This window comes from Campylobacter volucris (assembly GCF_008245045.1).
Taxonomy (GTDB): domain Bacteria; phylum Campylobacterota; class Campylobacteria; order Campylobacterales; family Campylobacteraceae; genus Campylobacter_D; species Campylobacter_D volucris.
This window is the reverse complement of record NZ_CP043428.1, coordinates 451,040-464,553: the sequence shown is the minus strand read 5'-3', so window position 1 is coordinate 464,553 and position 13,514 is coordinate 451,040. Positions and strand designations below refer to the sequence as shown.

At 30.7% G+C, this 13,514-nt stretch carries 16 protein-coding genes; 12 read left to right on the top strand and 4 right to left on the bottom strand.

Going from position 1 to position 13,514, the window contains the following annotated elements; all coding sequences use genetic code 11:
• The first annotated feature begins 68 nt into the window (after positions 1 to 68).
• Genes rpmH through CVOLT_RS02425 form a run of 12 tightly spaced genes read left to right on the top strand, consistent with a single transcriptional unit; the run spans position 69 to position 11,120 of the window.
• On the top strand, positions 69 to 203 hold the full coding sequence (gene rpmH, locus CVOLT_RS02475) for a 50S ribosomal protein L34 (protein WP_039665288.1): 135 nt from the start codon (positions 69 to 71) through the stop codon (positions 201 to 203).
• Positions 200 to 526 (top strand): ribonuclease P protein component, encoded by a 327-nt coding sequence (gene rnpA, locus CVOLT_RS02470; protein WP_039665287.1) that lies wholly within the window; start codon positions 200 to 202, stop codon positions 524 to 526. Before rpmH ends, rnpA begins: the two co-directional genes overlap by 4 nt.
• Positions 514 to 894, top strand: a complete 381-nt coding sequence (gene yidD / locus CVOLT_RS02465; RefSeq protein ID WP_084059202.1) for a membrane protein insertion efficiency factor YidD — start codon at positions 514 to 516, stop codon at positions 892 to 894. The genes rnpA and yidD overlap by 13 nt, the downstream gene beginning before the upstream one ends.
• Entirely contained in the window at positions 858 to 2,441 is a 1,584-nt protein-coding gene (gene yidC, locus CVOLT_RS02460) for a membrane protein insertase YidC (RefSeq protein ID WP_084059201.1), read from the top strand. Before yidD ends, yidC begins: the two co-directional genes overlap by 37 nt.
• Positions 2,425 to 3,264, top strand: a complete 840-nt coding sequence (locus CVOLT_RS02455) for a Jag N-terminal domain-containing protein (protein ID WP_039665285.1) — start codon at positions 2,425 to 2,427, stop codon at positions 3,262 to 3,264. Before yidC ends, CVOLT_RS02455 begins: the two co-directional genes overlap by 17 nt.
• Positions 3,261 to 4,589, top strand: coding sequence for a tRNA uridine-5-carboxymethylaminomethyl(34) synthesis GTPase MnmE (gene mnmE / locus CVOLT_RS02450; protein WP_039665284.1), 1,329 nt, complete (start codon positions 3,261 to 3,263; stop codon positions 4,587 to 4,589). The genes CVOLT_RS02455 and mnmE overlap by 4 nt, the downstream gene beginning before the upstream one ends.
• Before the next feature lie 14 nt (positions 4,590 to 4,603).
• On the top strand, positions 4,604 to 6,781 hold the full coding sequence (purL, locus tag CVOLT_RS02445; protein WP_039665283.1) for a phosphoribosylformylglycinamidine synthase subunit PurL: 2,178 nt from the start codon (positions 4,604 to 4,606) through the stop codon (positions 6,779 to 6,781).
• A 3-nt stretch (positions 6,782 to 6,784) separates the two neighbouring features.
• On the top strand, positions 6,785 to 7,558 hold the full coding sequence (locus CVOLT_RS02440; RefSeq protein WP_039665282.1) for a molecular chaperone DjiA: 774 nt from the start codon (positions 6,785 to 6,787) through the stop codon (positions 7,556 to 7,558).
• Between the two features lie 2 nt (positions 7,559 to 7,560).
• Positions 7,561 to 9,093, top strand: a complete 1,533-nt coding sequence (purH, locus tag CVOLT_RS02435; protein ID WP_039665281.1) for a bifunctional phosphoribosylaminoimidazolecarboxamide formyltransferase/IMP cyclohydrolase — start codon at positions 7,561 to 7,563, stop codon at positions 9,091 to 9,093.
• Between the two features lie 10 nt (positions 9,094 to 9,103).
• A complete protein-coding gene (locus tag CVOLT_RS08205; protein WP_069106938.1) occupies positions 9,104 to 9,352 on the top strand; it encodes a hypothetical protein in 249 nt (82 codons plus the stop codon).
• On the top strand, positions 9,349 to 10,695 hold the full coding sequence (locus tag CVOLT_RS02430; protein WP_390621657.1) for a methyl-accepting chemotaxis protein: 1,347 nt from the start codon (positions 9,349 to 9,351) through the stop codon (positions 10,693 to 10,695). Before CVOLT_RS08205 ends, CVOLT_RS02430 begins: the two co-directional genes overlap by 4 nt.
• An 11-nt stretch (positions 10,696 to 10,706) precedes the next feature.
• Complete coding sequence (locus CVOLT_RS02425) at positions 10,707 to 11,120, top strand: META domain-containing protein (RefSeq protein ID WP_039665280.1); 414 nt, start codon at positions 10,707 to 10,709, stop codon at positions 11,118 to 11,120.
• Positions 11,121 to 11,138: 18 nt separating this feature from the next.
• Here the strand turns inward: CVOLT_RS02425 and pyrF are convergent, their stop codons facing one another.
• Genes pyrF through kdsA form a run of 4 tightly spaced genes read right to left on the bottom strand, consistent with a single transcriptional unit; the run spans position 11,139 to position 13,504 of the window.
• On the bottom strand, positions 11,139 to 11,819 hold the full coding sequence (gene pyrF, locus CVOLT_RS02420) for an orotidine-5'-phosphate decarboxylase (RefSeq protein WP_039665279.1): 681 nt from the start codon (positions 11,817 to 11,819) through the stop codon (positions 11,139 to 11,141).
• Positions 11,816 to 12,214: a transcription antitermination factor NusB gene (gene nusB, locus CVOLT_RS02415; RefSeq protein WP_039665278.1), complete on the bottom strand. Its 399-nt coding sequence runs from the start codon at positions 12,212 to 12,214 to the stop codon at positions 11,816 to 11,818. The genes pyrF and nusB overlap by 4 nt, the downstream gene beginning before the upstream one ends.
• A gap of 2 nt (positions 12,215 to 12,216) precedes the next feature.
• Entirely contained in the window at positions 12,217 to 12,687 is a 471-nt protein-coding gene (gene ribH, locus CVOLT_RS02410) for a 6,7-dimethyl-8-ribityllumazine synthase (RefSeq protein ID WP_039665277.1), read from the bottom strand.
• Between the two features lie 13 nt (positions 12,688 to 12,700).
• Positions 12,701 to 13,504, bottom strand: a complete 804-nt coding sequence (gene kdsA, locus CVOLT_RS02405) for a 3-deoxy-8-phosphooctulonate synthase (protein WP_039665276.1) — start codon at positions 13,502 to 13,504, stop codon at positions 12,701 to 12,703.
• Positions 13,505 to 13,514: the final 10 nt, after the last annotated feature.

Below are 13,514 nucleotides of genomic sequence, written 5' to 3'. Positions count from 1 at the left end.
ATTTAAGTAAGAATTTGATAGCATATGAGCTTTATTATTTGTTTTTAATTTAAGTTTAAGGAAAAAATATGAAAAGAACATACCAACCGCACAATACTCCTAAAAAAAGAACTCACGGTTTTCGTGTGCGTATGAAAACAAAAAACGGACGCAAAGTTATCAATGCTAGACGCGCTAAAGGTAGAAAAAGATTAGCTGTATAAAAAATTTTCTAAGTATTAATAGCTTAGGCGAATTTGCAGCGATTTATAAAGATGGTAAAAAGTGGCATTGTGAGGGTGTGATTATCTTTTATATCCCTAGCCTAGAAAAAAAATTCGCTGTAGTAGCTAGTAAAAAAGTTGGAAAAGCTGTGGTAAGAAATAGAGCTAAAAGACTGCTAAGATCAGCTTTTTTTCAGCTTAGAAATCAAGTTGAAAACGGAAAATACATACTTGTTGCTAAAACAGGTATTGATGAGATTTCTTTTTCGAAATTGGAAAAAAATTTAAAATGGGGTTTTAAAAAAATAGGATGCATAAAATAATTTGTATTAAACTCATCAGATTTTATCAACTCTTCATAAGCCCTTTAAAACCAAGATGTTGTAGGTATTATCCTAGTTGCTCTGAATATGCTTTATGGCAGTTTAAAAAAAATAATATCTTCAAAGCTTTTGGTGCAGTTTGTTTAAGAATCTTAAAATGTAATCCGTTTTTTAAAGGTGGCATTGATTATCCAAAGATTAGCAAACATTTTGACTCAGGTATTTGCTTCAAACCTAAAATCAATGCCTTAAAACAACTAAAATATTTATATATCCCTTGTAAGGATAATCAATTTTTTCTCATTAAGATTATATTTTCAAAGGACAATCCGTGTCAGACAATTTATCTCAACAAAAACGCATATTAATTGCTGTCGTTTTATCATTTTTATTTTTTGTAGTTTATGATTATTTTTTCATCCCAAAAACTCCTATCGTAGAACAAAATACAACACAAATAGAACAAAACAATTCAGCCCCACAAGCTTCGGTTAATACCAGTGCCAAACAAACACCAAAAACAGAATTAAGCGTCAATCAAAAAGAACAAATAGCTGTTGTTAAAAGTGAGCATTTTGAAGCGCACATTGATTCTTTAGGTAGAATTGCTAAATTTTATTTAAGTGATGAAAAATATAAAGATGAAAATGGAAACAATATCAACTTAGTAGATACTTCTTTATCACCACTACCATTAGAAATAAGATTTAGCGATAGCAAAATCAACCAAGAAGCTTTTAACACTTCCTATACAGCAAATCAAAAACAAATTCAAGTAAGTGATGAAAATAATACTCTTATATTAACTCAGCATTTAAATGATGTGATAATTACTAAAAAACTTACATTTTATAAATATGGAAATTACGATATACAAGTGCAATTAAGCAAAGAAATACCATATTTTATAACCCCTGGTTATCGTCCAAATATAGCAGTAGATAGCTACACTGTCCATGGTGCTTTAATCCTTAATAAAGAAGACAAAATAACCATCTTAGAAGATGGTGATGTAGAAAATGACGAAAGTTTTTCAAATGTTACTTTAATGTCAGCTTTTGATCGCTATTATAGTGCTTTCTTTTACAATTTCGAAAATCCACTCAATGCAGTAGTAACAAAAGATAGCAATGAAAATTCTATCGTTTTTGCAAGTGCTAATGGGGATTTTAAAGCAAGTGGCTACATAGGCTCAAAAGAACATGATGTTTTAAGAAGTATTGATCCAAGATTAGATGATGTGGTTGAATATGGCTGGTTTACTTTTATAGCAAAGCCTATGTTTGAATTTTTAAATTTCTTGCATGGATATATGGGAAATTGGGGTTGGGCTATAGTAGTTATGACTTTGATTGTGCGTATTATTCTTTTCCCATTAACTTATAAATCAATGATATCTATGAATAAACTCAAAGATTTAGCTCCAAAAATGAAAGAAATCAGAGAACGCTACAAAGGCGATCCACAAAAAATGAATTTACATATGATGGAACTATATAAAAAACACGGCGCTAATCCTATGAGTGGATGTTTGCCTATATTGATACAAATTCCAATATTTTTTGCTATTTATAGAGTTTTACTTAACGCTATAGAATTAAAAGCTGCTCCTTGGGCTTTTTGGATTACAGATTTATCAGTGATGGATCCTTGGTTTATATTGCCAATTTTTATGGGACTTACAATGTTCTTGCAACAACTCATAACTCCAATGGCCATACAAGATCCTATGCAAGAAAAAATTATGAAATTTTTACCTTTGATTTTCACATTTTTCTTTTTAACTTTCCCTGCTGGATTAACACTATATTGGTGTGTAAATAATATTTGTTCTTTAATCCAACAAGTAATTGTTAATAAGCTTTTTAAAAACCAAAAACAAGAGGGAATAGCTAAACATGAACATAGAAGCTAAAGATTTACAAACAGCACTCATAGAAGCATCTAAACACTTTGAGTGCTCTGTCATAGACTTAGAATATGAAGTAATTCAGCATTCTAAAACTGGATTTTTTGGCTTATTTAAAAAAAATGCAGTGATTTTTGTCAAAGGTCATAAAAAAAGCCCTTCACAAGATTATAAAAATAAGAAAAATTTTAATGAAAAAACTAAACACACTCACAATAAAAATTATGAAAAAAATGAAATAAAAAAAGAATACAAAGAAACTGTTTCTACAAAACCTCATCAAACTCCACAAAAAGAGCACTATAAAGTCAAAGACGATGACATCTTTACTTCTTTTCACAAAGAAGCTAATGAAAAAAAAGATATATCTTTGTATATTGATGAGATAAAAATTTCACTTGAAAAACTACTTTCTACTTTTGATTTTGATATTAAAGTGATTGAAGTGAGTGTTTGGGATGAAAATTGTGTTTTGATAAAACTAGATGGACAAGATGCAGCTTTGCTTATAGGCAAGGAAGCTCATAGATACAAAGCTTTTTCTTATTTGCTCTATAATTGGCTAAATTTAAAATACAAAATTCAACCAAGGCTTGAAATTGCACAATTTTTAGAAAATCAAACCCAAGCTATAGAAAATTACTTAAAAATTCTCATAGAAAAAGTAGAAAACACAGGAAGAGTTCAAACAAAACCACTTGAAGGAATTTGGTTAAAACTTATACTAGAAAAACTTAGAGAACGCTTCCCTGATAAATATGTGGCGATTAAAAATAACGATGAGCAAAGATATATCATTGTTAATGATTTCTTGAAGAAAAATGAATGAATGAAACCATAGCAGCCATAGCTACAGCACATGGCTTAGGATCTATTAGTATAATTAGAGTAAGCGGGCAAAGAGCACTAGAAATTGCTCTTGCATTTACTCATAAAAAAGAACTCACTCCGCGTTATGCACACTTGTGTAAAATCTACAAAAATAATGGCGAATTTTTGGATGAAGCTTTAGTATTTTATTTCAAATCTCCTTTTTCTTTTACAGGTGAAGATGTAGTAGAATTTCATCTACATGGTGGTTTTGCATTGAGTGAGATTTTACTAGATGAACTAATTAACTCAAACATCCGTTTAGCACAACCTGGAGAATTTAGTAAAAGAGCTTGTCTAAACGGAAAAATGGATCTTTTAAAAGCTATTAGCACACAAGAACTTATCATGTCAAAATCAGCAAGTGCTGCTAGTATTATCGCAAAAAATTTAAAAGGTGATTTGCATAAATTTTTAAATACTATAAGAGTTGATTTGGTTAAAACTTTAGCATTTGTAGAAACTAGCATTGATTATGCAGATGATGATTTGCCGCAGGATTTATTAGATCAAATCATCTTAATGTGTGAAAAAAATTCAACACTTTTGAGCGAAATTGTAGATATTTCCTTGCGAAAAAAAGGCTTGATTGAAGGTTTTAAAATAGCGATCATTGGAAAACCCAACGCAGGAAAAAGCTCTTTGTTAAATTCATTATTAGCTTACGATAGAGCCATAGTCTCAAACATAGCAGGAACCACAAGAGATCGCATAGAAGAAAATTTAAAAATCGGTTCTCATTTAATCAAAATAATCGACACAGCAGGTATTAGAAACACTTGCGATGAGATAGAAAAAATAGGCGTAAATTTAAGCTATGAAAGCATTAATGAAGCAGATATTATCATAGTAGTTTTTGATGGATCAAGAAAATTTGATGATGAAGATGAGCAAATTTTAAAAGCTTTAAAAAATACTGATAAAAAAATTCTTTATGTTTTAAATAAAAGCGATTTAGAATATAAATTCGATCATGAAATTAAAAATTCGTGTATAAAAATTTGCGCAAAGCAATCAAGCTCAGCTATAAAAGATGCTTTAAATGATTATCTAAATACTTTAGATGGAGATGATATGCTAATAAGCAACACCTTAATCTTAAACGCTTGCAAAAACGCAAGTGAAGCAATTTTACGAGCTAAAAATTTACTCATAGAAAGTTCTTTGGAGCTTTTTGCGTTTGAGTTAAATTTAGCCATAGAAGAAATATCCAAATTTACAACCAAATTTGAAAGAGATGAAATTTTAGAAGAAATGTTTAGTAATTTTTGTTTAGGTAAATAAAAAAAGGAAAAAGTATGGACAAAGAAATTATTGCTCGACACAAACTTAGCGATGAAGAATATGAACAAATCTTAAATATCTTAGGAAGAGAACCAAATTTGCTCGAACTTGGGGTTATTTCTGCTATGTGGAGCGAGCATTGCTCTTATAAATCAAGCAAAAAATACCTAAGTGGTTTTCCCACAAAAGCTCCTTGGGTGGTACAAGGACCTGGAGAAAATGCAGGAGTTATCGACATAGGTAAAGGTATGGGGGCAGTTTTTAAAATAGAAAGCCATAATCATCCAAGTTTTATAGAGCCTTTTGCAGGAGCTGCAACAGGTGTGGGTGGAATTTTGCGTGATGTTTTTACTATGGGTGCAAGGGTTGTACTAGGACTTAATTCTTTAAAATTTGGAAATATCCATGATGAAAAAATTGCCAAACATCAAAAATACTTAGTTAAAGGTGTGGTAAAAGGAATTTCACACTATGGAAACTGCATGGGAGTGCCGACCATAGGCGGAGAATGTGCTTTTGATGAATGCTTTAATGGTAATATTTTAGTCAATGCTTTTGCGCTTGGTACTTGCAAAATAAAAGATATATTTTATGCAAAAGCTCAAGGCGTGGGAAATCCTGTAATTTATGTAGGCTCAAAAACCGGTAGAGATGGACTTGGTGGAGCTGTGATGGCTAGTGATAGTTTCAATCAAGCTAATAAAAATTTAAGACCTACAGTGCAAATTGGCGATCCTTTTACTCAAAAACTTTTAATGGAAGCTTGTTTAGAGCTTTTTAAAACTGATTATATTATAGGTATTCAAGATATGGGTGCAGCTGGGCTTACTTCAAGTTCTTTTGAAATGGCAGGACGCACAGGTAGTGGAATGAGACTTTTCTTAGATAAAACCCCTATGAGAGAAGAAGGAATGACTCCATATGAGCTCATGCTAAGTGAATCTCAAGAAAGAATGCTAATTTGTGCAAAAAAAGGTTGCGAAGAAAAAGTTATTAAAATTTTTAAAAAATGGGAGCTTGATGCAGCTATTATAGGAGAAGTTAGCGACACAGGAAAAATGGAGCTTTTTTGGCATGGAAATTTAGTAGGATTAATACCGATTGAACCTTTAAGTCAAAAAGCACCTATATTAAATAGACCTATTGCCAAACCAAAATATTTAGAAGAAATTCAAAATTATCAATTTAAATTAAAAATTCCCGCTCAAGAAGCTTTTGAAAAACTACTTGCTAATGAAAATGTAAGCGATAAGGCTTATATTTATGAGCAATTTGACTCTAGCGTGCAAACAAATACCTTAAAAAGCGATGGAGCACTTGGAGCAAGCTGCATAAGAGTAAAAGAAAATGGATGTTTGCTTTCAGTAGCAATTGAATGTAATTCAAGATTAAACTATGTTGATCCTAAAATAGGAGCTTCAGCGGCCGTAGCAAGTGCTGGTAGAAAAGTAGCATGTTCGGGTGCAAAGCCTTTAGCAATTAGTGATTGTTTAAATTATGGTAATCCGCAAAATCCCGAAGTTATGTGGCAATTTGCAATGGGCTGTGAAGGTATAAAACAAGCTTGTGCAAAACTTAACACTCCTGTTGTAAGCGGTAATGTATCTTTATATAATGAAACTGATAAAATTAGTATTTTTCCTAGTCCGACTATAGCTTGTGCGGGGGTTAATGAAAATGCTAATAAAGTTTTAAAGTCATTTTTTAGCAAAAACACTCAAGCAATTTATCTCATAGGTGATACTAAAGGAAATTTTAGCGGCTCTTTAATCGCAAAAGTTTTAGATCAAAAAGTAGCAGGAAAACTTGATGAAATTGATTTTGGTAAAGAATTAACTTTATGGGATTTTTTATTTAAAGCTAATGAATTGAATTTATTAGATTGTGCTAATAGTGTTGGTATAGGTGGCATTGCTATAACTTTGGCCAAAATGAGTGCAAAAGCAAATTTAGGCATCGATGCAAAAAGCTATTTTAATGATGAAAGTTTTATTTTTGAAGAAAGTCCAACTCGTGTGATAGTGGGCGTGAAAAATGAAGTGCAATTTTTAGAATTTATAAAACATTTCAATCTTAAAATAAACAAACTCGGAAATATCAACGAAAAAGAATTTATTTTAGATAATATAAAAATTTCTTTAGATAAACTACAAGAAATTTATTTTAAAAAATTTGAAGAGTATTTAGGATAAAAAATGATTTTTGTGATTTTAGTTTTAGCAATTTTGGTGTTTTATTGGTATTATAAAACTTGGGGTAAACAAGATTTTTTAAATTCAGCAAGTCGTGGAGCAAAGGGTTTTGCAAAAGGTTTTGCTCGCGGTATGATGGAAGAAAGAATAGAAGAAATTAAAAGAAAAATGAATTATTACACCATAGCACTTTTGGCTAAAATAGCTAAAAGCGATGGACGCGTTAGTGAAGAAGAAGCTGATATGATCAGTCAAATTTTAGATGCAAATGCTAAAGATGATAGAGAAAGAAAATTTTTAAAAACCAGCTTTAACGAACACAAAGAAAATTTAAATGATGCTTTTTATGTAGCAAAAGATTTTATAAAAGAAGTTCCGCTTCCAAAAAGCGAAAGATTTAATGTGCTTAGGGTGCTTGTTTTTATGGCATTAATTGATGGAGAACTAACTCCAAAAAAACAAGAAATTTTAGAACAAATCGCCAAAGCTTTTGACATAGCAAAAGCTGAGCTTATCTCTTTTATACAAAATTTATCTAACTTAAAATCTTCAAAAAAAGAAATGAGTCTTGATGAGGCTTTTGGCATTTTAGAGCTTTCAAATACTGCTGATTTAAATGCAGTTAAAAAACAATATAGATTATTAGCCAAAAAATACCATCCTGATATCTTAAATGCAAACAATGTCAGTGAAGAAGAAATAAAACAAGGCGTAGAAAAATTTCAAAAAATTAACAAAGCGTATGAAAAAATTAAAAAATATTTAGAAAAAGGATGATTATGAGAGCATTACTAAGTGTAAGCGAAAAAGAAGGTATAGTCGAATTTGCTAAAGAACTTCAAAATTTAGGCTTTGAAATTCTATCAACAGGTGGAACTTTTAAACTTTTAAAAGACAATGGTATTTTAGCAACAGAAGTTAGTGATTTTACAAAAAGCCCTGAACTTTTTGAAGGACGCGTAAAAACTTTACATCCAAAAATTCATGGAGCAATCTTACACAAAAGAAGCAATGAAAACCATATCCAACAAGCTAAAGAACACGATATCTTAAGCATAGACTTAGTGTGTGTAAATTTATATCCTTTTAAAAAAACTACCATAATGAGTGATGATTTTGATACAATCATTGAAAATATCGATATTGGTGGTCCTGCTATGATTAGAAGTGCTGCTAAAAATTACAAAGATGTGATAGTCGTGTGTGATCCAAATGATTATGAACATATAATTTTAGCCTTAAAAGAACATAAAAATAATGAACAATTTCGCTTAAATTTGATGATAAAAGCTTATGAGCATACAGCAAACTATGATGCTTATATAGCAAATTATATGAATGAACGATTTAATAATGGCTTTGGAAATGATAAATTCATAGTAGGACGCAAAGTTTTTGATACTAAATATGGTGAAAATCCTCATCAAAATGGAGCTTTATATGAATTTGATGATTTTTTTACCAATAATTTCATCGCTTTAAAAGGTGAAGCAAGTTTTAATAATCTAACCGATATCAATGCAGCATTAAATTTAGCAAGTGCTTTTGATCAAGCTCCAGCTGTTGCTATTATAAAACATGGTAATCCTTGTGGTTTTGCTATAAAAGAAAATTTATTACAAAGCTATATTGAAGCCTTAAAATGCGATAGTGTAAGTGCTTATGGAGGCGTAGTGGCCATTAATGGGACATTAGATGAAGAACTTGCAAAAAAAATTAATGAAATTTATATTGAAGTCATCATAGCAGCTAATGTCGATGAACAAGCTTTAGAGGTTTTTAAAGACAAAAAGCGTATAAAAATTTTCACTCAAAAATCTCCATTTTTAATTAAAGCTTATGATAAATATGATTTTAAACATATTGATGGGGGCTTTGTCTATCAAAATAGCGATGAAATTAGTGATGTAGAAATTGAAAATTTAACACTAAAAAGTCAAAAACAAGCTAGCAAAGAAGAATTACAAGATCTTAAAATCGCTCTAAAAATAGCAGCTTTTACCAAATCAAACAATGTTGTTTATGTTAAAAACAAAGCTATGGTCGCAATTGGTATGGGTATGACAAGTCGCATTGATGCTGCTAAAGCTGCTATTGCTAAAGCCAAAGAAATGAAAATTAATTTACAAGGTTGTGTTTTAGCAAGTGAAGCTTTTTTTCCTTTTAGAGATAGTATAGATGAAGCAAGCAAAATAGGAGTAAAAGCTATCGTGCAACCTGGGGGAAGCATAAGAGATGATGAAGTGATAAAAGCTGCAAATGAACACAATATAGCACTTTATTTTAGTGGCGTAAGACATTTTCTACATTAAGGAGTTAAGGATGTTTAAAAGCATTGGTGTAAAAATATCATTAGCAATGGTTTTGACTTTATTAATAAGTTTTATCATCATGCAAATGATACTGCAAAAAGATTCTCAAGAAACAACCAATAGAATTAGTCGAGCAAATTTAGACACACTTAGTACTTCTATTTTCCAAACACTAAGAATGGCTATGAATTTAGGTGATCCAGGCATCATAGAAGCAGCCATTAAAGAAGCTGGACAAATACAAGGGTTAAAAGTATAAAAATTTATCCATCTGATAAAACCATAGAGCTTTTTGAGATTAAAAAATTTGCAAAAAGTAATGAACAAGTTATACTCGAACAATTTTCAAATCCAAGTATTAAAACACTAGAAATTACTGATACAAATGGTCATTATTTAAGACTAATTAGGCCTTTAGTGGCTGATCAATCTTGTCTTGCGTGTCATGCTAATGCAAAAGAAGGTGATGTTTTAGGGGTTATGGATATGTATAATGACTTAAAATACATTGATGATGACTTAAGAAATTCTGCTAAAACTTATATTGTGATATTTACCATTGCATTGATTTTTACTGTTTTTGCAGTGCTTTATATATTAAAATTAGTAGTTGGAACCCCTGTTAATAATCTTTTAAAACACGCAAAAGAACTAGCAAGTGGCGATGGAGATTTACGAGCAAGAATTAACATAAAAAGCAAAGATGAGATAGGTCAAGCTTGCGGATATATCAACCAATTTATCGAAAAAATTCAAAATACCGTTGTTGCTACTAATTCTAATTCTAAAATGGTTGATTCTCAAGCAAAACTTCTTAACGATAATGCACTAAATTTAGCAAATAGAACCAAAGAAGGTCATATAAAAACAGATGAATCATATCGTTTAAGTGAGCAAATTCACACCGAGCTTGATGAGCTAGCAACACTTTCAAATGATGCAAATATAGCTAATGTAAAATCATTTGAAGTGTTAAACACTATGCTTGATTCTTTACACCAAGTGGTAGAAAAGGTAAAATACGCTGCACAAAATGAGGATGTTTTATCTAGTAAAGTAGAAGTAATGGAAAAGCAAGCAGAAGAGATCAAAAAAGCTTCTGATATGATGGGAGAAATTACTGATAAAACCAATCTTTTATCTTTAAATGCTGGTATAGAAGCTGCTCGAGCTGGAGAATTTGGTAGAGGTTTTTCAGTGATTGCTGATGATGTTAGAAATTTAGCCCAAAACTCAGAAGAATTTTTAAAAAATATCGCTGATGTTACAAAGCAATTAGTAGGAAGCATTAACGAAGTTGCTAAAGAATTAAAACGCAACGCTCAAGAAATAAATTCTTTAAATAAAGATGCAGAAAAACTTGTAGAGGGCACAAATGAAGTAAAAATTTGTAATGAAAATGCAAGAGATCTAGCCAATGCTTGTATGCAAAAAATATCAACTACGCAAAATACTTTGCAAAATTTATTAAGTAAAATGCAAGAAACCGTTGAATTAAGCGACAAAAATGAAGAAATTTCTAAAATTTTACTCGATGTTGCTCATGAGTTAAATATAGTGTGTAAAAATTTAGAAAGCGAATTAAAACATTTTCATGTTTAAAAGGAGAATTAATGAAAAAAACATATTTATTAGGAGTGGCGGCTTTGATTTTTAGTGCTTGTTCGGTAGCGACTTTGAGTGTTAATGAGTTGCAAAATAAAGAATTTACAATTACTCATTTTGAAACCAATGGAAAAACTTACACTCTACCAAAAAATGCACAAGCAAATATCAGTTTTGATAATAAAGACAAAAGAGTTTTTGGAATAGCAGCTTGTAATAGATTTTTTGGAACATACACAGAAGATGGCAACACTATAAAAATAGACAATAATCTTGCTTCTACAAAAATGCTTTGTGATAATGAATCTATGAATTTTGAAGATAATTTTTTAAGAAATTTCAGTGGAGAATTTAAAATTCAAAGTAATGGCAATGAAAGTATTGTACTAGATAACAAAAAAATGAAAATATATCTTAAATAAGCCTTTAAAGGCTTATATTTAAATACTAGCTAAAATATCTTCACAAATTTTTCTAGGATCTTGTGCTTTATATATAGGTCTTCCAACTACAATAAAATCAGATAAATTTTCTTTTGCACATTGTAAATTAGCTACTCTTTTTTGATCATCTGAATCTTCTTTAAAAGGACGGATTCCAGGAGTTAGCGTGATAAAATTTTTACAAGTATTTTCTTTTATTAATAAGCTTTCATAAACCGAACAAACCATGCCATCAAGACCACTTTCATAGCTTATTTTAGAAAAATTACACACAGCATTTTTAATATCTTGATTATATAAAGTTATAAATTCACTCTCATCAAAACTAGTCAAAGCAGAAACAGCAAGCACCAAAGGTCTTTTACTTAACTTGCTTAATCGCTCCATTATACTCATCATAGCTCTTTGACCTGCACTTGCATGGATATTAATCATATCAACATCTAATCTAGCAAGCTCTTCGCAAGCATCTGCCATGGTATTTGGTATATCATAAAGTTTAAGATCTAAAAAAAATTTAAAATCATCAATTTTTTTAATTTCTTCTAAAAGTCTCACTCCATCTCTAAGATAAGATCTAAGCCCTATTTTTATCCAAATATCTAAACCTTTTAACTCTTTAGCTAAATTCACACACTCATCAAAACTAGAAAGATCAAACGCCACGCAAAGTTTCATTTTGCATCCTTGTTAATTTTATCTAAAACTCCATTGATAAATTTTGGCGCATTATCTCCAGCCATTTCCTTAGCAAGTTCGATCGCTTCATTGATAATAATAGCTTTTTGTGTTTGAGTAAATAAAATTTCATAAGCACCCAAACGCAAAATAGCTTTTTCTATATTTGCCACCCCATCAAGCTTGTATTCTTTTAAACATGCATTAATTTTCTCATCTAAAATTTCTAATTTTTCATTGATACCTTGGTATAAATTAAGAGTAAATTTTCTTTGATCATTACGAATTTTTTTCTCATTTAAAAACTCATCGATAAATTCTTGATTTTCTTGATTTAACTGCGCAGCATATAATAATGAAACGATGCTTTGTCTTACTTGATGTCTTGTAGCCATTATTAAGCCTTGATTTTGTTAATTAAATTTAGCATTTCAATGATGGTAAGCATAGCCTCAAATCCCTTATTTCCTGCTTTGCTTCCTGCTCTTTCTATAGCTTGTTCGATAGTATCAGTGGTTAATACTCCAAAACTTACAGGTATGTTAGCATTTAAGCTCACACTTGCAATACCCTTAGTAGTTTCAGCCGCTACATAATCAAAATGCGGGGTGCTTCCTCTTATAACAGCACCCAAACAACACACTCCATCAAATTTTTTACTCTCTAAGGCTTGTTTTAATGCAAAAGGAATTTCAAAAGCACCAGGAACTAGTAAAAGACTTAAATTTTCTTCTTTACCCCCGTGTCTTAAAAAAGCATCTTTTGCACCTTCAACCAAACGATCAGTAATGATATGATTAAATCTAGCATTGATAATTGCTATTTTTTCTTTACCACTTAAATTTAAATTTCCTTCTATGATTTTCATTGTTTTCCTTTTTTTAAATATTTTCTTGAATTTTTAAAAGTGTATCCACACATTTTTTAAGTCTTGAAATATCAAGCATATTTGGACCATCACATAAAGCCTCGCAAGGATTTAAATGTGTTTCAAAGAAAAACCCATCCACCCCAACTGCAGCTGCAGCTCTTGCTAATGGCTCTACAAATTCACTTTTACCACCACTACTTCCATTATTAGCTCCAGGCATTTGCACACTATGAGTCGCATCAAAAATAACAGGAGCGTATTTTCTCATTATAATTAAACTTCGCATATCAACAACCAAATTTCCATAACCAAAGCTTGAGCCTCTTTCTGCTACAAACACTCCATTTTCTTTAGCTACTTCATAACCTTCTGCGTTAATACCCCTAGTTTGTAAAATTTTACTCACGCTAAATTTAATATCATCTGGATTTAAAAATTGGCCTTTTTTGATATTAACCTTAGCTTTAGTTTGTGCTGCGGCTACTAAAAGATCAGTTTGTCTGCATAAAAACGCAGGAATTTGTAACACATCTACAACCTCAGCAGCAATTTTAGCTTGAGAACTCTCATGAATATCAGTTAAAATTTGCATACCAAATTTATTTTTAACTTTTTGTAAAATTTCCAAGCCTTTTTCTATACCAGGACCTCTAAAACTACTGATACTAGTTCTATTTGCCTTATCAAAACTTGATTTAAAATAAAAATCAATCCTATCATCTTTTAAAAAACATTCAAGCTCTTGTGCGACTTTAAAAACAAGCTCTTCACTTTCTATCACACAAGGACCTGCAAGTAATATCATTTTTTGCATTTTATTTCCT